The sequence below is a fragment of the Sorangium sp. So ce1504 genome (assembly GCF_051521635.1).
In the GTDB taxonomy this organism is placed as follows: Bacteria; Myxococcota_A; Polyangia; order Polyangiales; family Polyangiaceae; genus Sorangium; species Sorangium cellulosum_B.
Genome location: NZ_CP150365.1, coordinates 372281 through 397477, shown reverse-complemented (window position 1 = coordinate 397477; position 25197 = coordinate 372281). Strand labels below are relative to the sequence as shown.

Here is a 25197-nt window from a genome sequence, read left to right as displayed (position 1 = left end):
CTCCTTGTATTGCAAAGGCTGGTACGAGGTTAGACGCACAGACTTGTTCCCGGGAGGAACGCTCTCGTCAGGGCATTCATATATTGATATACACACCCGAACGACCTTCGACGCGCCTGACACTCGCACGTGACCCGACTCTCCGCGCGAAGTCGATCCGTGGACTTTCTCTCCATCGACTCGCATCTCCCGAGACCGGAACGCTCCTGGCGAAATGACTTGGAGGAAAGTAGCGCTCTCCTCGATGGCCTTCGCGGCCTCTTCATCAGAGTCCTGGCCATAGAGCACATGCCCTCTATGCCAGACTCTTACCCCGAGAGCCTCCAAATTTTTGACGAATATGCCGCTCCACGTGCCGGCTTCATCTTCGACATAGCTGACGAAGGCGTCATAGGTGCGCGGCTCGCTACTTCTAGACATCAGATATGCACTGCCGGCACAAGGAAGTCCTTCACCGTCGTCCAGTGCGAGCTTAACGGACCGTGCGTTCTCTGGCGTTGAACTCCTCGAGGGCCGCCCTCGGGTTCTCCTTGAACCAGCTGTATGACGGATAGGCCCACTTGGCCTCCGGCCCCGGGCACCTGAAAATCCGCCGGACCGCCTCCATGACCTCCCCCGTGTCGCCTCGCAGGTCCTTGGTCTTCTCGTCCACATGCGCCACCGCCGCTGCGCCCTCGTGCCTCACCGTCGCCCGATCCCCCCCGCGCCGGTACCTCGCCAGGAGATCGATCTCCACGATCGCCAGCGGCTCGATTTTCACCGATCCGAAACCCATCGGTTTGCCCCACCCCAGCTTATGGCTCAAGCCTTCCTCGAGGAAAAGGGCATAGAGCAACAGCGCATACGCTCGCGGATCCAGCCCCTCGTGGCGCACGCTGAAATCGTAGGCTTGCCCGGGCTCGAGCGCGCGCACCTGGATCGTCTGACGGGCTCCGTAGGTCGCTTGCTGGGCGGAGACCGACACCATGATCTTGTCGGGGTGGTGGTAATACGCCTTGCGACCCCGGACCTTCCGGTTCTTCACGTAGAAGGCGTGATGACTCGGTTTGGGCTGCCCCACGATCACGTCGAAGCTCTTCTTCCTGGGCGCGCCGCTGCCCAACCACTGCCCCTCCCCCGGCTCGACCAGACCCTTCCACGCCGCGCGACGGATCAGCGCTCCGAACATTCGACATGTGATGCACAGCCGCCCCATGTCGTCGCACGGAGCGAAGCCGTGCGGCTCTTCGGCGGGAGAATAGTCGTATATTCCGCGCGAATACAGGCTCCCCGACAGGCTGATACAGCCGCCGCCCACCATCTCAGCCATGCTCCGCAGCATCCCCTTGAGCGAGCTGCCCGGAATGACCTTCCCTTGGCCCACCGGCACGATGGTGTTCTGCATCCCGGTCTGCTGGGCAACAAGGAAGGGGCCCAGCGTCGTCAGCCGAGCGTGGATCGTCCCTCCCCGCGCGGTGAGGAGATGATGGCCCGGCGGCGCCTGGCGAGGCGAGGGGCGCCCCAGAGGGATGAAATCATACGGATTCATGATGCGCCCTCCTCCGGGCCGGCGTGCTCGAAGCCCAAGAGCCGATGCTGGGTGCGGCCATCGGCGAGCTCGTACCCCACGACCCGCAGATAGACTCGCCCACGGAGCTCGGGGCGAACCTCGACCTTCTTGTCGACGCCGGACGGCGGCGCCGAGTCGAGGTACTCGAAGCAGCGGCCATACCGGCTCTCCCACCAGCGGTGTGCGCCTTCAGGCGCATGCTCATCGTACTGACCCACGCAGAGGTACCGCTGGTCCTCGTCCGGCGCCTCGGCGAGAGGCTGGGGCTCGGGCTTCATGGTCGCTGGCAGCGTCCAGCCCTCGGGCAATCGGTTCAGGATGAGCACGCTCCGGCACTCATCGTCCTCACCCGGCCACCATCGGATCTCGAGGGTCTCGTTGAAGCATCGGCCGGAGGGCCACGCCGCCGCGCCGCCGACGAGGCTGCGAAGGGCGAAGTCTCCCGGCCGCTGCCCGATGAGGACGGCGTCAGGCACGCGGGCGATCAGCCCATCGAGCTCGCCGGTCCTCAGCGTGCCTTCCCATGCATCGAGGTGGTCGATCATGACTTCATCCAGCCATCCATCCGTTCCGACCAGCGGGCGATGGCATCATCGAAGAAGGTGCGTCGCACCTCCGCGTCGGCGAACGACTGAACCCGACGCACGCCCTGAGGCTTGACCGCAGGCGCCCGGTTCAGGCTGAAGTGGTCGTCGCTCACAAAGCCGTAGAGCCGACGCTCGTCGTCCTCGAGCAGCGCCCCGACCCCATGAACGCGCTTGTCGTCGAGCTGGTGCTTCTTCGGCGCGACGATGTACATCACGTCGAGCCGATCGACGGCGCCCTTCAAGCGCCCGAGCCCGCGCGTGGTGGCGTGGCCAACGGAAATCATCTCGTCCTCGAGATCCCGGCAGAGCAGGGCGAGGAGACCGAGCTGCCAGTCCTCGAAGTTCTCGAGCCGCATCCGCGCCCGGAACGCGCCGTGGGTCAAAACCTCCATCTCGAACTTGACCCCACGACTGGCGCCCCCGCTGAAGCGATCGATGCCTACCCCGTCACGTCGTTCGATCCGATGCGCCTCCCCGTCTTTCAAGTATGCGTCCCCGAGCGCAAGGCGGCCGCGGTAGACGGTGGAACCGAAGGTGCGGCAGATGGGGCAGCTCTGGCGGTAGAGATCGTGGGATTCCCATTTTCCTTCCTCCCCCTTCCGCGGTCGGAGCCGGTCGCCGCAGAAGGGGACACGAAGGGCACTCGCGTCCTGCGCGGCATCCTTGGCGTGGAGGTGCGGATCGCAGACACGAGCCTTCGGGGCCATTGTCCGTGAAATGCGCTCGGCATGGCTGCGCAGGACCCCCTTGAGCGAGCTGCCCGGCAGGTAAGGCTCCCCCGCGTCGGCGCTACGGCGATACGTGAGCACGAAGGGAAGATCGGTGCCCGTAGCATTGGGAACGCCGGAGGCGATGAGGAGCGGCTCGACGGGCCGCAGCGTCATCTCGACGTCGGCTTGATTGACGAGCTTACGCAGCATCGCGCGTCTCCGTGACCCGGGTGAGGATCTCCTCCAGCTTCTCGTCAGCGTGTTCGCGCTCGTAGGTCTTGCGCGTGCCTCGCGTCAGGTACGGGACGAGCTGCTCGGGCCTGGCGAGGTCGACCTCGTGGATGGCAAACTCGGTGAGCGCGACGTCGCCGAGCCCCCGGGTGACCCGACCCCCGAGCGGGATGTTTCCCTGCCGCAGCTCCCCCACGGCGAGCGCCACGACCGCGAGATCGGCATCCGGCTCGACGACCAGCTCGAACGAGAAGCGCGCACCGGCCGGCAGCACCTCCAGATCGAACTTGATGCCGGGCGCGGCGGTGCCGGTGTCGCGGTCGATGCCCACGCCGTCGCGGATCTCGGTGACGCCAGACCAGGCCACATCGCCCGCCCTGGTCGAGAGGCGAAGGTCGGGCACCCGAACCCGACCGGCGAGGAACTGCGAGCCCCAGGTGAGGCACGCTCGGCAGAGCTCCTCCTTCGCCTCGAGGAGGTAGAGCTGTCGTTCCTCCTTCCTGCCGAAGTCTTTCCAGGGCTCCGGGCCCCAATCGGCCGGTGGAGAGAACCTGTTCCGGGCCTTTTCCAAGTCCGCATCTCCGCTCCTGAGCTTGAAGAACAGGTCGCGTCCCTCCTTATCGGTCGTCAGGCACCGGAGCGTCGGGTCAGCGGAGCGATCGTCGCCGAAGACCACGCAGCTGCGCTGACCGAGGGCGCGTAGGAGGCGCTCGGACGCGGAGCGGAGCGCGCCCTTGACGCTGCTGCCTGGGATGAGCGGGCGGCCGTCGGCCCCCCGGATGACAGGCGCATCGGTGGCGGTGCTGAGCACAGTCCCCGTCCCGATATGGAGGGCTGTCCGGGTCTCGACGACGCCTGAAAACCAAGTGCGTAGCTTCATCGGCGGCTCCCTCGCCACCGGTGCTCGGCGGCGACATGTGTCATGAGGGTCACGGCCAGATGCCCTGACCATCGGTCCTTCCACTGCTTTGCGGGGATCTTCCCGGCGCCCTGCAGAGCCTCGGGAGGATGGGCGCGCGCGTAGGCGTCGGCGAGCTTCTCGACCTCCTGCAAGGCCCTGAAGAGCCGGTCGTAGAACCCAGCCCTCGCGGCGCCGCGATCGCCATCCTTGCGCGCTTTCTCGAGCTGGCGCTGCGCCATCTCGCGCAACTGCCCGCAGGAGCCCGAGGCACGGACGGTCGAGAGCAGCCCGGTGATCTGGGCGTTATCCACCCCGCTCCCGCCTTCCGGCACGACCTCTCCCGCGAGCTGGTAGAGCGCCCCGTCTTCGAGCAGGCCGAGCTTCACGGCTACGCCTCGTACAGCGCGGCGCAGACGGCGGTCTGCACCACGCCTCGCTGCAGCTCGATCTCCACGGTGCGGGCGAGCTCGTCACGGGCCTCCTGGTCGAGGTCGCCGAGCGGCAGCGCGCTCACGATGCTCGTGGCGCGCCCTCCGAGGGCATCGAGAAGCGCGAGCAGCTTTTCGCCGAGCGACTTTGCTCCACACTGGAGCGCCCAGGTTTGGTTCGTCGGCCGCAGCCGGTCCTTGCCAGTTTGGTTCTTGACGTGGTTCTTGAGCGCGGAGGTGCGCGTGGCGGCGGCGGCCACGGTCTCGAGGTTACGGAGCTGGGACCGGTTGAAAGATGTGAACAGCTTCCCCATCTCCTCCCCGAGTGAGTTGGCCTCCTTGTAGAGCTCGTCCAGATCCCGATCGATGCGCCGCTTGAGCTCGATACGAACCATCATGTCATTCGTCACGATCTGCCTCCGCGGGAGATGAAGTGCAGTGGATGGTTGACGGTGACGCGACCGAGCCCCTCGGCCCGGTGCTCGCCGATACCCCGCCCGATGAGGCGCAGGAGCCGGTCCCGGAGCGTCGAGCCGTCGAGTCCACGGACGGCGCACAGGAACGTGGAGCCCGCCACGATGACGTGCCGGACCTCCGTCGGGAGGCCCGCCGCGCCGTCCCAGCCCGAGCGATTCTCGGACCGAGCGTCGCCCCGCACGATGAGCGCGTTCGACGCGTCAACGCCGAGCGCCTGCGCGAGCCGGAGAGGAGTGAGCGAGCGCGCGTGGGCGCCATCGGTCTCGCGCACACACCAGGGCGAGGCGGCGGTGAGGGTGAAGTACCAGACGTCGACCGGCGACTGCGCGACGCGCTCGGATTGCTGCCTGAGCCCCTCGAGCGTGGGCGACATCGCCCGGGTGACCTGGACATCAATCTGCCCGAAACCCCTGCTGCGAGCGCCTCCGACGGCCAGTCGGAGGCGCGGCAGTTCATCGAGGATCGCCTGCGCGGTGCGCTCATCAGCGCAGTGGATTTGACCACGAAAGACCTGGCCCTCTTCGAGCACCTCGCGTGAGTACAGATCGCCTGATCGAGCGGTGCCGGTAGCGAACGCGATCGCGACGTGCGCGCGGTGCCGGCGGTGAAGCGCCGGGGACAGCCAGCGGCCGTCTTGGTCGCTGGCGAGCACGCCATCGAGGCGATCGAGTCCGACGCCGCAGGCCGGGCAGGCGTCGGGTGGAGGGGTCGTGATGAGAACGTCCACGAGCCCGTGGCCGAGGCGCAAGAGCTTGCAGATCTTGAGGGTGCGGGGGACGACCAGCGGCTCACCGTCGACCGCCGCCCCGGTCTCCTCTTTCACGGGCACAGGATGCAGGTCGCCCCAGGACACAGCCCCGGAGACGAAGCGGTGCGCGAACTCGGGTGACCCCGGGTCGCCACCCGCATCGATCCAGGCCCAGGCGACCGCCCCGAGGAGCGACCGGCCCGGTAGGTAATCCAGGCCGGTGAGAAAGTTGCCGGCGGTGCTCTTGGCCCCGAGGTGCACGGGGGAGCGGAGGGTAGCGGTCAGGCTGAGGGGGATCATCCTTCGGCTTCCTCGAGCAATGGCAGCAGCCCGAGCGCGGCAGACACGTCGTCGTCGCTCGGGGCGAACACGCTCCCATCAACCTTCATCTCGATCGCCTTCGACGATGCCCATGCGAGCCTGCCATTGCCTGTCGACTTGTTCCCCCCGACGCCGTCCTCGACCATCAGGTGGAGGGCCAGCCAGAGCAACAGCAGTTCCACGAGCGTGCTGCCATCCCGGGGCGGGCGGCAGTCGAGGTAGCCCCACACCTCGCCGCTGAGCACGATGCCTGGAGGCGCGACCTCGGTCTGGTACAAGTGGCCCTGGCGGATCGTGCCGAGGAGGCGCGACCGGGCTGCGCCAGTGCGCACCTCGCGAAGACCGTACGCACGGGCGCGCAGCATGCGCCGCTCGGCATCGCTCCGCGGCGGCTCGCCGGGGCGCGCGGCGATCCACGCTGGATCGGTGCGCGCATCGCCGAACCGCAGCGTGCAGCGCTGCCATGCGCATCCGAAGATGCGGCTGGGAAGATCGCGCTGGCCGCTCGGGCCGTTCGGCGTGCGGCCGCGTCGCTCATCGCCCACCGCGTCCTTGAGCACCGACAGACCCATCCAGTCGCAGATCCGGATGGCGGCGTACCGTGCCCGGCCCTTGATCGTGGAGCCGGGGATGTAGGGCAGGCCGTTGTGGTCGCGGAGCATCGCCCGGTGCAGCCCGGCTGCGCCGTGCCCCGTGCCGACATGAAGCGGGCCTTTTGTGTCGATCGCGTACGAGATCTCGACGCGAGCCTTCTTGACGTGCTGAGGGCTCACGCGTTGTCTCCATCGGAAGGGAGGTGATCCAGAAGCTCGATCGCGTCAGGGATGACGCTCCACCGGCGTGAGCCGGGGTAGAGCACGAACGGCAGATCCCACGCCGGGTCGGGACCGGTCGTGTAGGGGATGGAGCGCGCCGGCGCACCATCGTCGTGGAGGGGACGGAGCAGGCCGGAAAGCGCTGCGTGCTCGGCGTCGGTCCTCGCGCGGCCGACGATGAGCCGGGTCATGGTGCGGGCCTCGCGCTCCGAGCCACGCACGGCCTCGGCAAGCGCATAGAGCCTGCCCCTGGGCACCCGCGCCTTTCGCAGCTGGCTCGTGCGCTCGACGAGCCGCCCGAAGTCGTCGAGCCGGTACGGACGGCAGGAGACGGCGTGGTCGCGCTCAACCTCCGCTTGTGCGGAGGTCAGCTCCTGGAAATCAACGTAGCCCACGGCCCGACGTTCGAGTTGCCGCTGCTCGTCGAGATAGGCATACCGCTTGGCCGAACGGAGCAACGAGCGCGCGACCTGCTGGAGGATCGCGATCGGCGTGGTGTACGGGGCCAGGACAAGACCGGCGGAGAGACGGAGGTCGTTGCCCGCCTCCTGGTGGAAGACCTCGAGGACGGTCCGGGTGAAGCCCACGCCGCGATCGGCGGGGAGCGCGACGATGAGGTCGTCACCGCCGAGGAGCAGCACTTCGGCGCCGAACTTTCCATTGCCTCGCTCAGGCGGGCAGTGCGCCAGAAGCGCGGCGGCGACAGCCTTGTGGAGCGCGCTGTCCACCCGCTCCGAGATGGCTCCGTACTCGTCGTCCGAGGTCGTGGCCTTCAGGATTCGCCCCATCGCATTCCCGTCACAATAGAGGTACGCGAGATACCCCTTCCGGGAGCCGAGCTCAGCGATTTGCTCGAGCTCACGCTCCGGCAGCAAGGCCGAGAAAGCGAGATCGTCGCCCAGGTGTGCATGCTGCTCGAGGTGCGGGCGCAGGCGCGACCAGATCGTTTTTTCCCTGAGATCGCGGATGTTTTGTACCTCCTGCCAGCGCGCCCAGCAGGCTGCACAGAGCGGTCTGGATTGAGCATCGTACGTGTCGCGAAGCGCTCGCGCCGGAGAGCTCCCGCAGGAAGAGCACAGCGCAACGAACGGCGGCAGCGGAGGCGGCGCAGCGGGCGCACCGAGGTCCCGCGCCGCGCGCTCCCGACGGAGCTCCGCCCACGTCGTCCTCCATTCGGCGCTCCTCGCAACGACGCTCCAGGACAGGCCCACTTGGCCGTCCGTCTTCTTGCGGAGCTTGCGGTCCAGATCCATCGCGATGCCCTCAGCGTCGTCCCGGGCCAGCTTGCGGACCAGGCAGTGTCCGCCACCTGCGAGCACGACCTCGCCCTTCTTGCCGACGGCCTCCCGCATCGCGACCCGGTTGAAGCTGTCGAGCAACGCGCTGCCGCCGCGGATGATCTTCAGCTTCGTGGAGGCGAAGACGAAGCGTTGGATCCCTTCTACCTCGATGTACAGATAGTGGTCCACGAACCTCCCCACCGGTCAAGCGTCGAGCGGCATGGCGTGCCCTACCTCGGCTGCGACGTGTTCTAGCAATCCAGATACACCTAAAAGGAGAACGTATTTCATAAGCGAAGTCAAGCACGGGCGCGCTCGCCGCTCGGCTCGTGCGCTGCTGACGGATGGCCCGCGTCCCGCCTGGCTCGACATGATGGCCTTCGCATCGCCAGCGTTCACGCAAACCATGGAGCAAGTTTGTCCCTGTGCTCGTCAACCAGAAAGACCATGGCTTGCTGGATCGGTTCGTGCGCATAGGTCTTCACGGCATCGACGAGAGCGCCGGGGTCGAACCGTGGACGCCGAGCTTGCCGGACCAGGTGTCCGCCGATGGCGCAGAACAGCTCGGTGTCGGGCAGCGCTCGAGTGACCACCTTGTCGTAGCGCTCGGTATCGAGCTGCCCCGCCAGGGGCGCCAGCTCGATGGTCATCGGCGGTCGCAGCATCTCGTCGACGTGCGCCGGCTCCCGGATCGTCGCCGCGCGCGCGAGCTGAAGGTGCCACATGAGATATCGACGGAGACGGCGCTCGTCGAGCCGGTCCATCCGTATCGTGCCCTGCGCCATGATGTCGAACGCGGAGATGCCGTGGAGGACCATCTCCAGCCAGCGCTGAAGACGAGCGCATATCTCGTCGCGAGCCGCATCGCCGCCCCTATCGAGCTCCATCTTCATCAGCGCCCGCACCGCGAACGCGTCCGCCGCATAGTCGACCTGCTCGAGCACGAAGCCGGCGCCGCCGACGGCGGAGTAGTTGGTGCTCCGGAGAGCCTGCCAGTCGTGGAGGAGCTCGTGCATGATGAGCAGCTTCGCGAAGCCTTGCTGCTGAGGCACCGTGCTCCTGCGGAGCGCTTCGGCGATCCCCTCACCCAGCGCGTAGTGCCCCTCGATCACGCGAAGCCTGAATGCGCTGTCCTTCTTCGTATCGGTGGACCGCTCCAGGCGGACGAGGCGGTCGATGAACTTCTTTCGATCGTTCGTCGACAGCACGTCGCCGGGCAGGTGCTCGGCCTTCATGTGCCTCTTCAGCTCGTCGATCGCCGTGGCCATGGCGTCGAGCACGTCCCGACGCGCGTTCACGTCCTCCGCGCCGCGCGGGATCTCGGGCTCGGTCCTAGGGTTGAACGGGAGCGAGTAGACCCTCTGGTAGCGCGGGGCGCGGTACTCGGTGAGCCAGACGTCCTTGCCGACCACCGTCGGGTTGATGGCACGGCCGACCGCGAAGGCGACCTGCGCCGGGCCACCGAGGAAGAGCGAGAGGCCCGAGCGGTCGGGGTATCGCGCGGGAGCCTGCGAGAAGAACTGGGTGAGCTGCAGGACGAGCGCCGGCAGTTCCTCCGGCGTGAGGCGGAGCGGGGCCGAGGAGCGGAGCTTGACGACGCCGGCCACGTGGTCGCCCTCCTCCTTCATGAAGTCGCGGAAGACGTCCCTGGAGGTGTCCCTGCCGGCGGTGTCGACGTAGATGCCGACACGCCCTGAGCTCGGCACCTCCTCCGCGGGCAAGCCGGCCAGCACGTCGAGCAGGGGCGGCCTCTCGCCGGCTGCGGACTCCATGGGGAAGTGCTCCCACGGTCCCCCGCCGGGCGGCTGGTTGAGCACCACCTGCCTGCCACCGAACTTGGAGAGCAGGTAGCCCAGGTGGACGAAGACGGCGAGCGGGCCGCGACCGCCGATGAAGAGGACGGCGGGCTTGTCCGCTCGGATGGCTTGTACCTCCGCCACGAGCTTCTCCACGGCGCGGCCCACGGCCGGCCAGTCGATCGGGGAGGCATCGGGTGGAGGCGCGAGCCGCGGGGCTCCGAACTCCGTCAGGAGCAGCGTGCGGCGGTCCTCGCGCTCGTGCGGGAGCGTGTCCCGGAGCTCCGCGGCGGAGACGGCGGGGTAGAGGTCGACCGCGATCAGGATCTGGAGTTCGTTGTTCGCCATGATGGTTCGCTCCTCATGAGCTGTTTTATCGGCCCTCGGGCAGAGGGAAGTCCTCGCCGAGCTGCTCCCGGAGGGCTTTACAGGCAGCGCGCGCGTCCACCGCACCTTCGGCCCTTTTCAGCGCGGCGAGGAGATCTTCGAGACCGGCCTTGAAGCCAAGCATGCTCTCGCTCGACATGTTCGAGCAGAAATCGTACTTCGTCGAGACAGGGTTCTCGATCCGCAGGCGCGATACGGATCGCCGCTCCTCCGCGTTCCAGACGGTTTCAAACTTGCTTAGCATCTGGGCGACAAGCCTGCTCAGCGCACCAAGGTCGTCGTAGTTCGTGATTTTCCCGGACGCGTCCTTCTTCCCCCACACCTGAAGCCAGCGATGAGCGGCGACCGTCAACGCGATCCCCTTCGGGGCGGCCCTGCCATGGTGCTTCGAGAGGCGGAGCTCCTTCCAGCGCTTCAGGACGCGGATGACGCGGCGAAACTGCTGCGCGTCTTCCCCGGAACGCCCGCTCATGATGACGTTCTGGAGCTCCTGCGGATCGGACGGCTCCCAGCGGCGCTCGTCCGCCGTCTGGCCGGGCTTTCCCTTCGCTATGTAGTCCTTGCCGTCGGCGTTCTTCTCGCCGCTCGAGTAGATCGCGAGATCGACATGGTAGATGTCCTCCCCTCCCTCCTGGTAGAACACGGTGACGCAGGTGCGGCGCACATCGACCTTCCTGGTGTGACCATTCAGCGCCTTGTGGACCCAGCTCTTGACGACCACGGGATCCGGGTAGTCGGCCTTGGACAGATCGAAGCGCAGGCCGACGTCGATGTCGAAGTCGCCGTCGACGGGCTTCACCCCGATGTTCATCGCATAGCTGCCCTGGTTGAAAGGCTCGTAGGACGGGATCTTCACGCCCTCCACGCGCTGCCGCTTGATACCCTCGCTCAGCTTGCGGAGGATGCGCTCGCGCTTCTCCGCGAGGATCTGCTTCTCATGGTCCCTATCGAACCGGATGGCCTCGTCGAACTGCACGAAGTATTTCTGCACGTCTGCCACGGGATGGACCTCCAGGAACGGCTCCGCAGGAGCGCGGGGTGAACGGCACGCCGGGGCGGCCGCTGACTGCTCGGTCGCTCCCATCTGGGGAAGACGCCGCTGCGGAGGAAATCGATCGCAGGCCCTGTCGATTTCTCGACGAGCCCTCCCCTCGGCTACCGCAGGCCGTCGAGCTGGCCGAGCACCTCCTGCATGGCCGGCCTCGTCGACGGGACCTTGTTCAGCATCCGGCCGACGAGCTCGCGCAGCGCCGGCGGGGTCCGCTCGTCGAGCCCGCCCAGCGGCGGGCGCTCGAACAGGTGGAGCGCCATCAGGTCCTTCGGCTCGTCCGCGACGAACGGCAGGCGGCCGCACAGCATCTGGAACAGGAGCACGCCGAGGGAGTACACGTCCGCCGCCGCGCCGGCGGCCTTGGGCTTGATCCACTGCTCGGGCGCCATGTAGTCCCAGGTCCCGAGCAGCGCGCTCCCGCCGGTCGAAACGTGGCCGGCGGCGATCGGCTCGCCCCGCGCGTCCGACCGCACCTTGGCGAGGCCCAGATCGGCGAGCCGGACCTGGGCGGCGTGGAGATCGTGTGCGTCCAGCAGCACGTTGGCGGGCTTCAGATCGCGGTGGACGATCCCCAGGCCGTGCAAGGCGAGGAGCGCGGTCGCAATCTGGGACGCGAGGCGCGCCGCGGTCCTCGGCGACAGGACGCCGTCCGCGTCAGCGAGCGCGCGCGCGAGGTGGGTGGGCAGCCGCTCCAGGATCATATAAGGCGCCCCTGACGGCAGGGTCCCCGACGCGAACAGGCGGACCACGTGCGGGTGCTGGATGCTCCGGAGGACGCTCGCCTCGTTCCGGAACCGGGTCGCGATCTCCTCATCGGTGCACCACACCTCGTGCAGGACCTTCACCGCGACCGGCCACGCACCGTGGCCGGCGCGCGCCTCGTAGACATGACAGATCGCCCCGATGGCCAGGATGCTCACCACCTCGTAGCCCTCGATCCTCACGCCGGGCGCCAGCATCAACGCTCCTCGCTTCCCTCTTCCCCGAGTTCACCGAGGCGCGCCAGCCGCTGCGCCTCGATCCGTTCGACCCACTCGAGCATGGGTCGAAGCTCCGAGGCGCACGAGGCGTGCTCGGCGATGAACGCGCCGGCGTCGATGCGCTCTCCGGCGTCACGCCGTCGCAGGTACGAGAGCAACGCTGCCCTGGCGTCCTCCTTCAGCTGGGCCGCCCGACGGGCGCCGTCCGCCGCAGAGGCAGGCTCCGCAGCGCCCGTCACGCGCTCCTGGAGCGCCTCGATACCTCGGTGCAAGAGGCCGCGGATCGCCGCATCGGACCTCTCCATGCATCGAGCCGCGTCGGATACGCGAAGACCTTTGAGGTAACACAGCCAGATCGCCGTCTTCTGCTCCTCCGGGAGCTCGAAGATGCGACCGAACACCTGCCGCCACTGCTCCTCGTCCGCGGCGGCCTGGCTCGGGCTCAGCTGAGGCACGAGGTGCTTCTCCTCGTCGAGCGGCACCTCGCCGGCCCTGTCCCGCTTCTTGCGTGCGGCCGCGCGGAAGGACTGGATAGCGCAGGTCTCCACGATGCTCTCCAGCCAGGAAAGCCACTCGGCCGCCGTCGTCCCCCTGAAGGAGGAGATGCCGCGAGAGGCCCTGTCCGACGCTTCCTGCACGAGGTCGGACGGGCGTGTGATATCCGGCTGCTTCCTCCTCAACCTACGGGACGCCCAGTCCTCGAGGAGCGGTGCGGACCACGTGAACAGCTGCCGCATCGCCGCCTGATCTCCAGCCCGTGCGCGCGCGATGAGCTCCTCCAGAGGAACGGCTTCCTGGCCCATAGAAGAATGCAATCCATCGTACGCCGCCGGGCGGACGTTGCAAGGCCGGGCTCTGGAGGGCGCAAGTTGGGCGGTGATCATGGAACGGGCGCGGAGCGCGCCTCGATCCGGATGGATGCCGTTCCGCGGAAGATCGATCGCGGAGCGGTCATTTAATTTTTCTGCCGGCTCACGGGCAGGCCAGGCGCCTGAACCGCACGTCCTCCGGGTCCCGCTCGACGAACCCACGCGCCACCTCACACCGGCGTGCACGCGCCTCCGCGGCGCGCGTCCGCCCTCCTCGGGCCCCCGACAGTTCCTCCACCCCCCGGAGGCTCTGGCACAGGAGCAACCCGTACTCCTTGTGGGTCGGGTCTCCGAGGTGCAACGCCTCGCCGGTACCGGCGGCCTGCTCGTAGAGCCGCAGCGCCTCGGCGGCCTGGCCTCCCTCCGCACGCGCCGCGGCCAGGGCCGCCTCGGTCTTGCTCAGGATTAAGCGGAAGTACACGTTCCCCGGCTCGCCCTGGAAGAGCTCTCTCGCGAGCTCACGGGCGTGCTCGATGTGGCCCACCGCGACGCGCAGCTCTCCGCTCCTGCGCGTGGCAGCCCCCAGGGCGGCCAGCGCCTGCGCGATCAAGGAGCGGTTGTATCGCCTGCCCTCTTCGTCGGGCTCGTCGATCTGCTCGAGCAGACCGAGGGCATCCTTGTATCGAGCCACGGCGGCGGGTGCATGGCCGAGCTCGATCTGGACCTCTCCTTGCTCGGAGTAGCTCGTCGCGAGCGTGCGCCTGTAGTTGTTGGGCTCGACGGAGCGCACGCCGCTCAGCACCTCCACCGATCGATCGAAATCGTCGCGGGCGAGCTCGTATCGCCCATACGCGAGGTTGAGCTTCCCGCGCTTCGAGTGTGTCCATCCGAGCCGCACGCGCAGGATCTCGCTCGACGGGTCCTTCGCAAGGCCGAGCCGGATGCGGTCCTCTGACTGCGAGACGAACGCGTACGACTCGGACAGGCGCCCATTCGCTCGAGCGAAATCGCTGCGCCGGAGCTTGATATCCACCACGGCTCGGATGACGTCCGGTTCGTCCTTCTCCTCCTCGCGAAGGGACGAGAGGTTCTCGTCCAGGTGCTCGAGGAGCATCGCCCGGATGCTCGACGTATACAGGACCCTGCCGAGCTTCCAGTCGAGATCGCCGACCAGCTCTCTCGTGGCCATGAGGATGTGTTGCCGGTTCTTCTCGGCGCGCTGCCGTTCTTCCTCGGCGCGCTGCCGCTCCTGCTCCGCGCGCTGCCGTTCTTCCTCGGCGCGCTGCCGCTCCGTCCAGGCCCAGAGCGCCGTCGCGGAGATCGCCACCACCGCGGCGCCCAGGATCAGGATGAGCGCTCGCCGTATCCAGAGACGTCGCCGCTCGATCTTCTCTGCCTTTCCCAGGAACGTGCGCGCCCGCTCGCTGGCCATCCGCAGGAGCCGCCCCGGGTCGCCCGCCGCGCCGATCTTCCCGCGGTAGTGATCCAGCAGGGAGCCCCAGGGCAGCCCATCCTCGCGCCTCCCTGATTGCGCCCACGCGTGCGCCGCGACCTCGAGGTCGGCGTGCCGCTCGAGGAGCGCGCGCTCGGCCTCGATCCACCCGACGATCGCCGGGACCTTCTGCAGCAGCGTCTCGTGCACCAGGTCGACGCGCTGCTGGGACGGCTCCGCCGGAGGGTCCGCGGCCATCACGACGAGCCGCAGGCTCTCGGACGCTGCCGGCGATTCCCCGGCCGGCATGCCCGAGATCCGCAGGAGCACGTCCTCCGCCAGCTGGTCGCCTCCCGCGGCAGCGAGGACGTCTCCCCGCGTCCTCGGACGCCGGGTGTCGGGGACGCCGCGACCGACCTGGACGAGATCGAGGATGAGCCATTTCGCCCGCTCTCGCCCCTGCTCGCCCAGCGCATCGAGGAGCAGCGCGGCGTGGCGCGCCAGCGCGCCGCTGACCCCGCCGATCTGCTCGTAGTGGTCGTGGGTCAATGCGCCCGCGGCGCGGGACGACCAGAGGCTGCGGAGCGTATGCCCCAGGAGCGGGAGCCGCGCGTCGGTGCCGGCCGCGTCGCGCACCATGCGCGCGGGCAGCCCCTCGGAGAGCCGGAGCCCGGCCCGGGTGGCCATGCCGAGGATCACCTGTTCGAGCGCCTCTCCATCCATCGGCCGGAGGTGATAGCGGCACGCCTTGCTGTTCAGCGCCCGCGCCAGGCCGGGCGCCTGCTCCAGCCGGTGCAGGTAGTCGCTCCTCAGCGTCGTCAGCAGGCGCAGCGGAGAGCGTTCACCTGCGAGGCACGCCGACAGCAGGGCGTCGACCTGGCGCACGTGAGCGCCGCCCAGCGCGAACAGCTCCTCGAGCTGCTCCACCACGAGCAGCAGCCTGGCTCCCGGGGGAACACAGCGGGAGAGTATCGCGGCGAGCGCATTTCCTTCCGAGCGCAGCGCGGTCTCTATCTCTGCCTGAGCCCCTGCGGGCTCCTGCGCTCCGCGCACCGAGGCGACCGCGGCAGCGAGGCTCTCGATCGGGTCCTCGGACGGGCGGAGCGTCACGACGAGCCACGGCGCCGCCCCTGGAGCTCGCTCGATCAGCCTCGGCAGGAGCCCGGCCTGCACGAGCGACGATTTCCCGGTGCCGCTCGGCCCCTCGATCTGGAGCCAGCGCCTGGTGCCTTCCTCGCGCATCTCCTCGAGGACGGGCACGAGCTCTTTGATCTCGACATGGCGCCCGAAGAACAGCTCGGCCTGAGCCTCCGTGAACGGCTGTAATCCCGGGAAGGGGCACTCGTTTCTTTCGCTCGCCCACGACCGCGCGAGCATGTCCCGGCAACGGATCATCGTGGGTCGTTGCTCCGGCGCCTTGGCCAGCATCGAGGAGACGAAGGCGCTGAGCGCTGGGGGCACCGTGGGCACGAGCTCGTCCAGGTGCGGGGGCTCCTGGTGCACGTGCTGATAGAGAAGCTCCACATCGTCGGTCGAGACGAACGGCGGCCTCCCCGCGATGAGCTCGAACAGGACCACGCCGAGCGCGTAGACGTCGGCCCGGTCGGTCACCTCCGCGGCGTTCCTGCACTGCTCCGGTGCCATGTACGCCGAGGTTCCCAGGAAATTGTGTGCGGCGGTCTGAACGTGCGTGTCGCTCCGCTCGTCGTTGGCCGGCGGCACCTTGGCGATACCGAAGTCGAGGATCTTGGGCTGGAGGCCGAGGGGAGCCACCTCGTCCGGGACGAGGAGGATGTTCTCGGGCTTCAGATCGCGATGAACGATCCCTTTTGCATGGACCTCGCTCATCGCGTCGGCGAGCTGCCGGCCGATCGCCAGCGCTGCGTCGAGCGGCGCCGGCCCGTTCTGCCGTTGCACCCACGCGCGGAGCGTGGTGCCTTCGAGGTACTCCATCACGAGGTAGGCGGCGCCGTCCTCGCGTCTGTCGCAGTTGTGGACCCGCACGATGCCCGGGTGGCGGAGCTGGGCGAGGGCGCGCGACTCCTGGACGAACCGCGCTACGAGCTGGGGGTCTCCGGCCGACTCCCGCGAGAGGACCTTGAGCGCCACCTCCTGGCCCATGTGCTGGTGGACCGCGAGGAAGACGCGCCCGATGCCGCCGCTGCCGATGGGCTGGACGAGTCGATAGGGACCGAACCTGTCGCGCGGAAGGTCCATGATCGGGTGGGCGGAATCTAGCCGATGATGCTCCGGCAGGACCAGCGCGCCGGCGCGAGGCGCTCTCGCTTGCCGGCGCGCGGGCGCTGCAGCACGCTGGCCGCCGGATCGCCCGAGGGCCGGAGGGGAAGCCGAGATGAGCCTCAGCGCTGCGGGAGCCGCGCTCCAAGGACACGACTACCAGCACCTCTTCGCCTGGTATCACGCGCTGCGAGCGCTGATGCCGGCGGAGGACGTCGACGGGATCGCGATCGAGGTGAAGAACGCGGGCAACGTGGACGACGTCGTGGTGCGCCGCCGGACGGCGGCGGACGAGCACTTTCAGGTGAAGTACTCGGTGGACGGGCGCCACCCGATCGACCGGGCCTGGTGGGTCACGCCGGCGACCGACAAGGGGAAGAGCCCTTTGCAGATGTTCTGGAAGAGCTGGCAGACGCTGTCGCGGAACGGACAGCGGCCGAAGATGGGCCTGTACACGAACCGATCGCTCGACGTGTCCGATCCGGTGCTGGCCTTGCAGGACGGACGCACCGGCACGCTCGGCCCGAGGCTGCGCCTGGCGACGCCGAGATCGAAGCCTGGGCTCGGGCGAAAGCGCTGGGCGGGCCATGTCGGCGTCGCGGAGGCCGACCTGCTCGAGATGCTCGATCACCTCGTCCTGCTCACCGGCCAGCCGGGGTGGACGGGGCTCGCGACGAGCGTCTCGGATCGGATGGCCGCTGTGGGGCTGAGGAGCGATGAGCTCGCGGTGGAGCAGGGGGTCCAGATGATCCGTGGGTGGGTGACGGGGGCCCGGCAGGAGGTGGATCGACAGGTGCTGGCCGCGGAGATCGCGCGCCGCGGCCTGCACGGCGAGGCGCGCCGGGCGACCGTGGTGGTGCAGGCGATCGATCGCGATCCCTGGGCGGCCGGGGCGACGGAGCACCTCGACTGGGTCGATCGGTTCGAGGGCGACCACCCCCGGGCGCGCCGGCAGCTCCGCGATCCGCGCGACTGGAACGGGCGCCTGCTGCCGGAGCTGGAGGCCGCCGAGCGCCGCATCCGCGCGCTCGGGTTCGACCGGGTCCTCGTGCGCGGCGACATGCGTTTGCCCGCGTGGTTCGCGGCCGGCGTCACCTTCGGCGATACGCGCAAGTTCCGGGTGGCGTGCGTGCAGCGCGGCGAGCGGTGGAGCAGCGACGAGGCGTCTGGCGAGTTCCCGCTGCGCGTCGGCGCGCCGGTGGAGCTCGGGGCGGGGGGCGAGCTGGCGGTGGGGCTCAGCGTAGCCAACGACATCTCCGAGGACGTGCTCGCGTATCTGCGGAGCAGCGGGCTTCCCGTCGGGCGCTTCGTCGAGATCGCGGCCGCCCCTGCGCCGAGCGACACGGCGATCCCGGACGCGGCGCGCGCGAAGGGGTGGGCGCGCGCGGTGAGGCAAGTGGTGCGCGATCAGGTGCGCGCCACGGGAGCGCGCAGGGTGCACCTGTTCCTGTCAGGGCCCGCGGGAGCAGCGCTGCTCCTCGGGCACCTCTGGAATCGGATACCCGGCACCCAGCTGTACGAGGATCTGAGCCCGGGTTATGGACAAGCGTTCTTCATCCCCGGCTGATCACTCCTGCCCGTCGGGTGCGGATTCGGCTTCGCTCCGGTTCGAGAGTCGCAAAACAGCCACGGCCACCGCGCGCAGTTCGTGAGGTGGCTGGCGCGTGGTCGCCCAGTCCGACACAAGGGCGGCCAACCTTCGGGCGACGTCACAGTCACCTTGGTGTACGATGAGCGCCGTCGTCACCTCTTTTGCCAGGATCGCTTCGAGCGCGTCCCCCATCGCGCGAAGGGTCCCTACCCATTCATCCATCGGAAGGTCGGCCCCCGGCGGGCCGACATCGAGTGCCTCTATGATCGCAGCGGCGCAGTTCAGCCCGCCAGAGAGCGCCTCCGCCACACGCCGTGCATGTGCCATCTGTCTACCTCCCTATTTCTCGAACGAATACCGGCAAAGCCACGTCCCGAGCGGGCGAATGACCGTGCAATTGTCGCCATTCGAGTATTGATAAGAGCACGTCCACGTAGGCTTGCCGCCTTTACACCAGTACAGATCGCCGAGTCCGCTGCTCTTGCTGTATGGATGCGAAGCTCGATGGACGCAGTAGGCGCCGATCGCCTCGCACTGGTCCACGCACGCAGTGCTCCCTGGAGACGCACAAGCGACCTGGGCCGCCGCCTCGACGGCTTCGCTGCACTCGGAAGGCTCGTCCCCGTCTCGCGGATCCGGCGGCGCGTCGCCGAAGCCTCCGGCTCCGCCCGTGGTGATTGCGCCGCTGCCGACGCTCTCATCCTGGCCATCCCGGAGATAGCACTCACCCATGTCGTAGTTGCACGCTGCAGCGGAGACACAGATCAGGATCGAAACGATTTTCATTTCTCCTCCAATCCTCAATGGGGCCGCCGCCTTTCTGCGGCGACGAGTCCACAGACGGGACGCTCCCGCTCAGCGCACCGTTGCTTCAATGGGCCGCCGCATTTCTGCGGCGAAGAGACGAGGAAAGCGACAATCTGCGCGCGCTCGATGAGCTGCTTCAATGGGGCCGCCGCATTTCTGCGGCGGAGAGCGCGCGGACGCCGCACCGCGGGCAGACATACACACGCCTTCAATGGAGCCGCCGCATTTCTGCGGCGGAGAGCGGAGATCGGCGGGTCGTACCTGCGCGCGTTCGAGCGGCTTCAATGGGGCTGCCGCCTCTCTGCGGCGGAGAGTCCGGAATGCCAATGCCGGAGAGGACATCCTCTCCAAGCTTCAATGGGGCCGCCGCATTTCGGCGGCGGAGAGGGGACGCAGCTGATGGTGGGCTGGCTCGAGGAGATACTTCAATGGGGCCGCCGCATTTCGGCGGCGGAGAGACCCCCAGTGATGGCGGACGGCGGCCCCTGCATCCAGACAGGCTTCAATGGGGCCGCCGCATTTCGGCGGCGGAGAGTGGACGAGTACGATGACCCCATCCTGAGCTTTGATCCGCTTCAATGAGGCCGCCGCATTTCGGCGGCAGAGAGATGGGATGCGAGCGGACGAGCAGTACAGCGCGGCATGCTTCAATGGGGCCGCCGCATTTCGGCGGCGGAGAGGAACTTGCAGGCCGCGATCTGCGCGGTCGACACATGGCTTCAATGGGGCCGCCGCATTTCGGCGGCGGAGAGCACGAGAGGCGGAACGCATGGTTCTCCGCGCTCCCATCGCTACAATGGGGCTGCCGCCTTTCTCCGGCGGAGAGTCGGCCACGGAGACAGCGACCTGCGCCAGCCCTGGGCTTCAATGGGGCTGCCGCATTTCTGCGGCGGAGAGCGACGACTGGTCCGATGACGCGACCGTAACCGTTCGACTGCTTCAATGGGGCCGCCGCATTTCTGCGGCGGAGAGCGACGGCGCGCGATGCCGTGGCGGGGATGCTGCTGCGGCTTCAATGGGGCCGCCGCATTTCTGCGGCGGAGAGCTCTGGGACTGGGCCGGTATGGCCAAGATCATCTCGCTTCAATGGGCCGCCGGCTTTCTGCGGCGGAGAGGCGCGGGTCGCGAGGCGCTCAGGTTGATCGATTCCGGCTTCAATGGGTCCGCCGCCTTTCTGCGGAGGAGACGGAGCTACACGGCCGCGAAGGCGCGTCCTCGGAAGGTCGCCTCAATGGGGCCACCGCCTTTCGGCGGCGGAGAGGGACCTTGGCAAGTACCACCTGGACCGGGGCACGTTGCTTCAATGGGGCCGCCGCATTTCTGCGACGGAGATTCGAAGATGAGGGACGCCGGTTCGAGACGCTCTCCCCGATTCAATAGGACCGCCGCATTTCTGCGGCGGAGAGCGACGTCAAGGGCCTCCACGTGGCGACGCTCATTAGGACAATTCAATGGGGCCGCCGCATTTCGGCTGCGGCGAGCGCGACTGGTACCTCCGGGCGATGTTCATCGACCGAGAGCTTCAATGGGGCCGCCTTTCCGCGGCGGAGAGGACACGTGCCGCGCGTACGGCGGCGTCGAGGGTCCCGCTTCAATGGGGCCGCCGCCGATCTGCGGCGGAGAGGAGCCCGTTCGCCACAACTTCAAGGGCTACTTCATCATGCTTCAATGGGGCCGCCGCCGATCTGCGGCGGAGAGCGTCGGTTTGCGCCGGTTGCTGCGTCGATTGCCCGGTTTCAATGGGGCCGCCGCATTTCGGCGGCGGAGAGCTCCCCACAAACATCCAGGCTCTCGTGCAGAAGGCCGTGCTTCAATGGGGCAGCCGCATTTCGGCGGCGGAGAACGGATCTTGGACTGGTTCCCGATGGCCGAGATGGAGATGCTTCAATGGGGCAGCCGCATTTCGGCGGCGGAGAGCGTGAACATCGCAGACAAGCCGCACGCGGAGTTGATGCTTCAATGGGGCAGCCGCATTTCGGCGGCGGAGAGGGGGGAGCAAGCGAGGCGGGTCGCTCAACAGGTCGGTGGGCTTCAATGGGGCCGCCGCATTTCGGCGGCGGCGAGCTCCTGAGGAGGTCATGGCCGGGTTTTGGGACTGGACGCTTCAATGGGGCCGCCGCATTTCGGCGGCGGAGAGCTCGTTCCAGGGGGCAATCGACGGGACCTGGTTGCCGAGGCCTCAATGGGGCCGCCGCATTTCGGCGGCGGAGAGGGGCACTTCTACGACGCCTTCCACGAGAAGCGCGAGCTGTGGCCTCAATGGGGGCGGCGGAGAGCGCAGCGCAGCGAGCACGGCCCGGTCTTGCCCTGCCTCGCTTCAATGGGACCGCCGCCTTTCTGCGGCCGAGAGCCCGGGGGACAGCGGGCCCCTCGTCTCGTCGCCGCTGGCTCCAATGGGGCCGCCGCATTTCTGCGGCGGAGAGTCATCATCCAGATCGGCCGGAACGATTTCGCCAACCAGCTTCAATGGGGCAACCGCATTTCGGCGGCGGAGAGAGCACGATCATGCGCGCCAATTGGGAGCTCGCAAGGTTGCTTCAATGGGGCCGCCGCATTTCGGCGGCGGAGAGGGAGTACCCGACCGACCCCGAGACCTGCTTCGTCATGCTTCAATGGGGCCGCCGCATTTCGGCGGCGGAGAGCGCACTACCTGTGCAGCGGGTCGTTCACTTGCTCGGGGCTTCAATGGGGCCGCCATATTTCAGCGGCGGAGAGCTCCGACGCTCTGCTTCCCGAGCTCCGGCTGCCCCACGCTTCAATGGGGCCGCCGCATTTCGGCGGCGGAGAGCGTAACCCTGATGCAGCTGGGAGCGTTGAGATGGACGGCTTCAATTGGGCCGCCACCTTTCTGCGGCTGAGAGTCCGGTCCTCCAGGAGATGATCTACGGAATCGACGCGTGGCTTCAATGGGGCCGCCGCCTTTCGGCGACGGAGAGTGTCCAGCCGGGCCCCACCATCGTAATGCCGCGTTATGGGCTTCAATGGTGCCGCCACCTTTCAGCGACGGAGACTCCTGAACAACACGAAGTTCTACATCGACAAGGTCGCGCTTCAATGGGGCCGCCGCCTTTCGGCGACGGAGAGAGCCCTCACGGGCTACGAAACATTTCGCGCACCTGCAACCCGGTTTGCGAGAGGTTCCCCTCCCACCCCTCGCTCCGGCCGCCGGGGGCTGCTCGGCGCATCCCCGGCCATCGCCAAATCCTTCGTTTTTCAAAGACCTGCCAGCCTTGCGAGCCCCCCCGGCTTTTCCGCGTCACTCCACCGCTCGCAGCCGGTCCTCGGTCCTCCTTCTACCACACCTTCTACCTCCCCTCGCCCAGCCTTCCGTTCCGCTCGTCCGGCTCGCCGCTCTTTCTCCCCGCTCCTACCCCTGCCGCTGTCTCCCCGCCTCCTGCACCGTCGCCGCGGCGCCACGTCGTTCCCAGCTCGCCCGACTCCTCCACCTTGCCGATTTCCGCCCCTCCCGGAATGCTCCTCTGACGAGCAAGAGAGCGCGCCTGCGTCGCCACTGACGTGGGCCACTGCCCCTGGAGACCCACCTTCCACGCCAGGGCCCCGTCCTCACAACCGACCAGGGCCTTTCCCCCAACCCCGCCCCCTGGCGAGGCGCTCCTGAGCGCAGTCCTCCGCCTACGGCACGCTCACCGAGCTCCCCTGTCGACGCATGCGGCACATCTCAGGAAAGGTCCAAAGGTCCAGCCGATGACGAGACCACCTATGAGGCGCTCCTCGACTGGACGGTCACGCTGGTCACGCCGCGGCACGCGATCCGTGTTCTCTCCCTCGAGGGCTTGATCGAGGTCAAAAAGAGAGCCGCTCGTCCTCAAGACCTCCGGACGCTGCCCATCCTGCACGCAGCGCTCGAACGCTCAAGACAGCGTGGATGAACCCTCGTCCGCATCGATCTCACACTTCCCCTGCCCTCGCTCTTCTGCGAAGCTGCCCTGGCCTACAGGAAGCGCCTACCGCGCGCCCGGCACCTGGAACGTCCCCACGTGATGCCTCCGCCGCCCTACGCTGCCCGGTTCGCGTTCTTCAGCCTCGATCTGCACCAGATCCGCGGATGCGGCCTCGGCGCCGCGGCCAAACGGATGCTCGTGCTGCTCGCTGTCTTTAAGATCGCGGCGCTGCTGGAGGGCGACCTGCGCCCGCGCACCACGTGCGACCTCGTGCCGGCGTCGCCGCTGCGCGTCAAGCGCCCGGCAGGGTTCACGATGCCGTCCGTGGCCGCGCTGCGAGCGGAGCTGCCTTCTGCGATCGCGACGTGCAAGGACCTGTTCGCAGGCTCCAGCACTCCGACCACCGCCACCTTCTCTTCCTGATGCTGCGGCTAGCGATTCGATTCCTGTCCGGTTCGTACCATGCCACCCCCTGGGGCCGGCATCTCAACGAGGGGGACATCGAGTGGCCGCCGAGCCCATGGCGGCTCTGCCGTGCGTTCCTCGCGACCGGCTTCGCCCGGCTCGGCTGGACCGCGGTCCCGCCGGAGGGGCAAACGCTGCTCGAACGGCTCGCAGCGTCGCCGCCCGTTTACCACCTGCCACCGGCGTCGACGGGACATCCGCGCCATGACATGCCCCTCGACAAGAACGTGGCCGCGAAGGAGCTCGACGCCTTCTCGTTCGTAGAGCGCGGCGGAGACGCGGTCCTCGGGATCTCCTGGGACGTGGAACCAACGGCGGCGGAGCGAGCGCTCTTCGACGCCCTCGCGGACCGGTCGAGCTACCTGGGCCACGCCGAGTCCTGGGTGGCCGCGGAGGTCACGGAGGTCTTTCCGGAACACCTGTCTCCGTGCCGCGCCTCGGAGTGTGCTCCTGGCCCGGGATACGAACGCATTGCGCTGCTCGCGCCGCTGAGCGCTGCGGAGTACGCGGCGTTCCGGAGGGAGCGCGTGGGCGGGAGAGGCGGAGCGGAGCAGGAGGAGCCAACGCGCCGGGGAGCGAGGGCGCCGAAGAAGAGCGCAGCGTCCAAGGAGGACGCGAAGCTCGAGGCGCTCTATCCAGCGGACCTCCTCGCCGCGCTCCTCAAGGCTTCCGACGACCTTCAGCGCGACGGGTGGAGTCAGCCACCGGGCAGCCGCTGGCTGTCGTACTGGCGCCAAGGTGACGCGCTCGCGAAGACGTCGACCAGACCGGTGAAGGGTGCTCACCAGCGTGCCCAACGGCAGGACACCGCGCTCCTCGCGCTTTCCTCCGACACCGCGCGAAGGGAAGTCCTGCCGCGCCCCGCGGACGCCCTGCTCTGCATGGAGGTGCTCCATGCGGCGCTAGTTCGGAAATCGGACCGCGGCGACGGTTCTGGACCTTCGCCATGCCTGACCGGCAAAGACGCTCACAGGGTACCCTTGAAGGGTCACAGGCACGCTTGGCTCTTGCCAGCCTCCCTGGGCAGCGAGGATCACTTCGACCACGTGCTCGTACACGCGGCGATGGAGCTCGATGAGAGAACGCGGGAAGCGCTCTCGGGCGTGCGAAAACTCTTCAGGAAGGACATCTGCACGCTCGTCACCCTCGTGGAGACTGGTCTGAGGGAGGATTTCGAACAGGCAGTGCCGTACGTGAGGGCGGCGAAGGTATGGAAGAGCGTGCTGCCTTTCGTGCCTCCAAGACACCTCAAGCGGCAGGGAGCGAACTCGCTGGAAGGCCAGGTCCAGGCCGAGCTTGCATCGCGCGGGCTGCCGCAGGCCGAGCGGATCGAGGTCGAGCTCGACGGGGGCGACTACAGCGCAGCGAGCGACTTCTGGGATGTGTGGCATCGCCGCCACATTGGGGAGATCCGCCTTGCCGGGCCTGAAGAAGGAGCGCCGCTGCCGGAAGCGCCCCTCGCGACGCGCTGGCGCCACTTCCGCACCGCGCGCGCGCTCAACCCCGAGCAGCGGCCTCCCATCGCCGCGAGCCTCGGCCTGCGCCTCACCTTCGCCGAGCCGGTCCGCGGCCCCATCGCCCTCGGTTACGCCTCCCACTTCGGCCTCGGCGCGATGGCCCCATCGCCGTGATCCGCTTCCGCGGATCTCCTTTATCCCCTCCCCCCGCCGCCGTATCCTCCTCGCAGGAGGC

20 protein-coding genes and 1 CRISPR repeat array are annotated in these 25197 nt (G+C 68.1%); of the genes, 4 read left to right on the top strand and 16 right to left on the bottom strand.

Features of this window, described 5'->3' with window-relative positions:
* Positions 1 to 472: 472 nt before the first annotated feature.
* From WMF39_RS01530 to WMF39_RS01465, 14 genes are all read right to left on the bottom strand, one after another.
* Positions 473 to 1528 (bottom strand): RAMP superfamily CRISPR-associated protein, encoded by a 1056-nt coding sequence (locus tag WMF39_RS01530; RefSeq protein ID WP_437743781.1) that lies wholly within the window; start codon positions 1526 to 1528, stop codon positions 473 to 475.
* Entirely contained in the window at positions 1525 to 2094 is a 570-nt protein-coding gene (locus tag WMF39_RS01525; protein WP_437743780.1) for a hypothetical protein, read from the bottom strand. Before WMF39_RS01525 ends, WMF39_RS01530 begins: the two co-directional genes overlap by 4 nt.
* A complete protein-coding gene (locus WMF39_RS01520) occupies positions 2091 to 3056 on the bottom strand; it encodes an RAMP superfamily CRISPR-associated protein (protein WP_437743779.1) in 966 nt (321 codons plus the stop codon). The genes WMF39_RS01525 and WMF39_RS01520 overlap by 4 nt, the downstream gene beginning before the upstream one ends.
* Positions 3046 to 3957, bottom strand: a complete 912-nt coding sequence (locus WMF39_RS01515) for an RAMP superfamily CRISPR-associated protein (RefSeq protein ID WP_437743778.1) — start codon at positions 3955 to 3957, stop codon at positions 3046 to 3048. The genes WMF39_RS01520 and WMF39_RS01515 overlap by 11 nt, the downstream gene beginning before the upstream one ends.
* Positions 3954 to 4364, bottom strand: a complete 411-nt coding sequence (locus WMF39_RS01510; RefSeq protein WP_437743777.1) for a hypothetical protein — start codon at positions 4362 to 4364, stop codon at positions 3954 to 3956. The genes WMF39_RS01515 and WMF39_RS01510 overlap by 4 nt, the downstream gene beginning before the upstream one ends.
* A 2-nt stretch (positions 4365 to 4366) precedes the next feature.
* On the bottom strand, positions 4367 to 4816 hold the full coding sequence (locus tag WMF39_RS01505) for a hypothetical protein (protein ID WP_437743776.1): 450 nt from the start codon (positions 4814 to 4816) through the stop codon (positions 4367 to 4369).
* A complete protein-coding gene (locus WMF39_RS01500) occupies positions 4813 to 5931 on the bottom strand; it encodes an RAMP superfamily CRISPR-associated protein (RefSeq protein WP_437743775.1) in 1119 nt (372 codons plus the stop codon). Before WMF39_RS01500 ends, WMF39_RS01505 begins: the two co-directional genes overlap by 4 nt.
* Positions 5928 to 6725 (bottom strand): RAMP superfamily CRISPR-associated protein, encoded by a 798-nt coding sequence (locus WMF39_RS01495; RefSeq protein ID WP_437743774.1) that lies wholly within the window; start codon positions 6723 to 6725, stop codon positions 5928 to 5930. The genes WMF39_RS01500 and WMF39_RS01495 overlap by 4 nt, the downstream gene beginning before the upstream one ends.
* Complete coding sequence (locus WMF39_RS01490; protein WP_437743773.1) at positions 6722 to 8236, bottom strand: Cas10/Cmr2 second palm domain-containing protein; 1515 nt, start codon at positions 8234 to 8236, stop codon at positions 6722 to 6724. The genes WMF39_RS01495 and WMF39_RS01490 overlap by 4 nt, the downstream gene beginning before the upstream one ends.
* Before the next feature lie 206 nt (positions 8237 to 8442).
* Positions 8443 to 10191 (bottom strand): hypothetical protein, encoded by a 1749-nt coding sequence (locus tag WMF39_RS01485; RefSeq protein WP_437743772.1) that lies wholly within the window; start codon positions 10189 to 10191, stop codon positions 8443 to 8445.
* A 25-nt stretch (positions 10192 to 10216) separates the two neighbouring features.
* Complete coding sequence (locus WMF39_RS01480; RefSeq protein ID WP_437743771.1) at positions 10217 to 11230, bottom strand: cyclic GMP-AMP synthase DncV-like nucleotidyltransferase; 1014 nt, start codon at positions 11228 to 11230, stop codon at positions 10217 to 10219.
* Positions 11231 to 11385: 155 nt separating this feature from the next.
* Positions 11386 to 12240 (bottom strand): serine/threonine-protein kinase, encoded by an 855-nt coding sequence (locus tag WMF39_RS01475; protein WP_437743770.1) that lies wholly within the window; start codon positions 12238 to 12240, stop codon positions 11386 to 11388.
* Complete coding sequence (locus WMF39_RS01470; protein WP_437747937.1) at positions 12240 to 12998, bottom strand: sigma-70 family RNA polymerase sigma factor; 759 nt, start codon at positions 12996 to 12998, stop codon at positions 12240 to 12242. The genes WMF39_RS01475 and WMF39_RS01470 overlap by 1 nt, the downstream gene beginning before the upstream one ends.
* 235 nt (positions 12999 to 13233) lie before the next feature.
* On the bottom strand, positions 13234 to 16719 hold the full coding sequence (locus WMF39_RS01465; RefSeq protein WP_437743769.1) for an nSTAND1 domain-containing NTPase: 3486 nt from the start codon (positions 16717 to 16719) through the stop codon (positions 13234 to 13236).
* A 136-nt stretch (positions 16720 to 16855) separates the two neighbouring features.
* Between WMF39_RS01465 and WMF39_RS01460 the strand changes: the two genes are divergently transcribed.
* Complete coding sequence (locus WMF39_RS01460; RefSeq protein ID WP_437743768.1) at positions 16856 to 18307, top strand: SAVED domain-containing protein; 1452 nt, start codon at positions 16856 to 16858, stop codon at positions 18305 to 18307.
* Here the strand turns inward: WMF39_RS01460 and WMF39_RS01455 are convergent, their stop codons facing one another.
* Together WMF39_RS01455 and WMF39_RS01450 are read right to left on the bottom strand one after the other, a co-directional pair.
* On the bottom strand, positions 18308 to 18658 hold the full coding sequence (locus tag WMF39_RS01455; protein WP_437743767.1) for a hypothetical protein: 351 nt from the start codon (positions 18656 to 18658) through the stop codon (positions 18308 to 18310).
* A gap of 12 nt (positions 18659 to 18670) precedes the next feature.
* Positions 18671 to 19117 carry a hypothetical protein gene (locus WMF39_RS01450; RefSeq protein WP_437743766.1) on the bottom strand — a complete coding sequence of 149 codons (447 nt, stop codon included), beginning with the start codon at positions 19115 to 19117 and terminating at the stop codon, positions 18671 to 18673.
* A gap of 155 nt (positions 19118 to 19272) precedes the next feature.
* Positions 19273 to 20183: a CRISPR direct-repeat array (repeat unit 35 nt; unit sequence CTTCAATGGGGCCGCCGCATTTCGGCGGCGGAGAG).
* An 819-nt stretch (positions 20184 to 21002) separates the two neighbouring features.
* Here WMF39_RS01450 and WMF39_RS01445 point away from each other — a divergent pair.
* From WMF39_RS01445 to csb2, 3 genes are all read left to right on the top strand, one after another.
* Positions 21003 to 21209 carry a hypothetical protein gene (locus WMF39_RS01445; protein WP_437743765.1) on the top strand — a complete coding sequence of 69 codons (207 nt, stop codon included), beginning with the start codon at positions 21003 to 21005 and terminating at the stop codon, positions 21207 to 21209.
* A 1930-nt stretch (positions 21210 to 23139) separates the two neighbouring features.
* Positions 23140 to 23463, top strand: a complete 324-nt coding sequence (locus tag WMF39_RS01440) for a hypothetical protein (protein WP_437743764.1) — start codon at positions 23140 to 23142, stop codon at positions 23461 to 23463.
* Entirely contained in the window at positions 23463 to 25136 is a 1674-nt protein-coding gene (gene csb2 / locus WMF39_RS01435) for a type I-G CRISPR-associated protein Csb2 (RefSeq protein WP_437743763.1), read from the top strand. The genes WMF39_RS01440 and csb2 overlap by 1 nt, the downstream gene beginning before the upstream one ends.
* The last annotated feature ends 61 nt before the right edge of the window (positions 25137 to 25197 follow it).

Coding starts and splice junctions, on each gene's coding strand:
- WMF39_RS01530 (WP_437743781.1), bottom strand. CDS start 1,528: ATGAATCCGTATGATTTCATCCCTCTGGGGCGCCCCTCGCCTCGCCAG.
- WMF39_RS01525 (WP_437743780.1), bottom strand. CDS start 2,094: ATGATCGACCACCTCGATGCATGGGAAGGCACGCTGAGGACCGGCGAG.
- WMF39_RS01520 (WP_437743779.1), bottom strand. CDS start 3,056: ATGCTGCGTAAGCTCGTCAATCAAGCCGACGTCGAGATGACGCTGCGG.
- WMF39_RS01515 (WP_437743778.1), bottom strand. CDS start 3,957: ATGAAGCTACGCACTTGGTTTTCAGGCGTCGTCGAGACCCGGACAGCC.
- WMF39_RS01500 (WP_437743775.1), bottom strand. CDS start 5,931: ATGATCCCCCTCAGCCTGACCGCTACCCTCCGCTCCCCCGTGCACCTC.
- WMF39_RS01485 (WP_437743772.1), bottom strand. CDS start 10,191: ATGGCGAACAACGAACTCCAGATCCTGATCGCGGTCGACCTCTACCCC.
- WMF39_RS01475 (WP_437743770.1), bottom strand. CDS start 12,240: ATGCTGGCGCCCGGCGTGAGGATCGAGGGCTACGAGGTGGTGAGCATC.
- WMF39_RS01470 (WP_437747937.1), bottom strand. CDS start 12,998: ATGCGGCAGCTGTTCACGTGGTCCGCACCGCTCCTCGAGGACTGGGCG.
- WMF39_RS01465 (WP_437743769.1), bottom strand. CDS start 16,719: ATGGACCTTCCGCGCGACAGGTTCGGTCCCTATCGACTCGTCCAGCCC.
- WMF39_RS01460 (WP_437743768.1), top strand. CDS start 16,856: ATGAGCCTCAGCGCTGCGGGAGCCGCGCTCCAAGGACACGACTACCAG.
- WMF39_RS01455 (WP_437743767.1), bottom strand. CDS start 18,658: ATGGCACATGCACGGCGTGTGGCGGAGGCGCTCTCTGGCGGGCTGAAC.
- WMF39_RS01450 (WP_437743766.1), bottom strand. CDS start 19,117: ATGAAAATCGTTTCGATCCTGATCTGTGTCTCCGCTGCAGCGTGCAAC.
- WMF39_RS01445 (WP_437743765.1), top strand. CDS start 21,003: ATGGCCGAGATGGAGATGCTTCAATGGGGCAGCCGCATTTCGGCGGCG.
- WMF39_RS01440 (WP_437743764.1), top strand. CDS start 23,140: ATGCCTCCGCCGCCCTACGCTGCCCGGTTCGCGTTCTTCAGCCTCGAT.
- csb2 (WP_437743763.1), top strand. CDS start 23,463: ATGCTGCGGCTAGCGATTCGATTCCTGTCCGGTTCGTACCATGCCACC.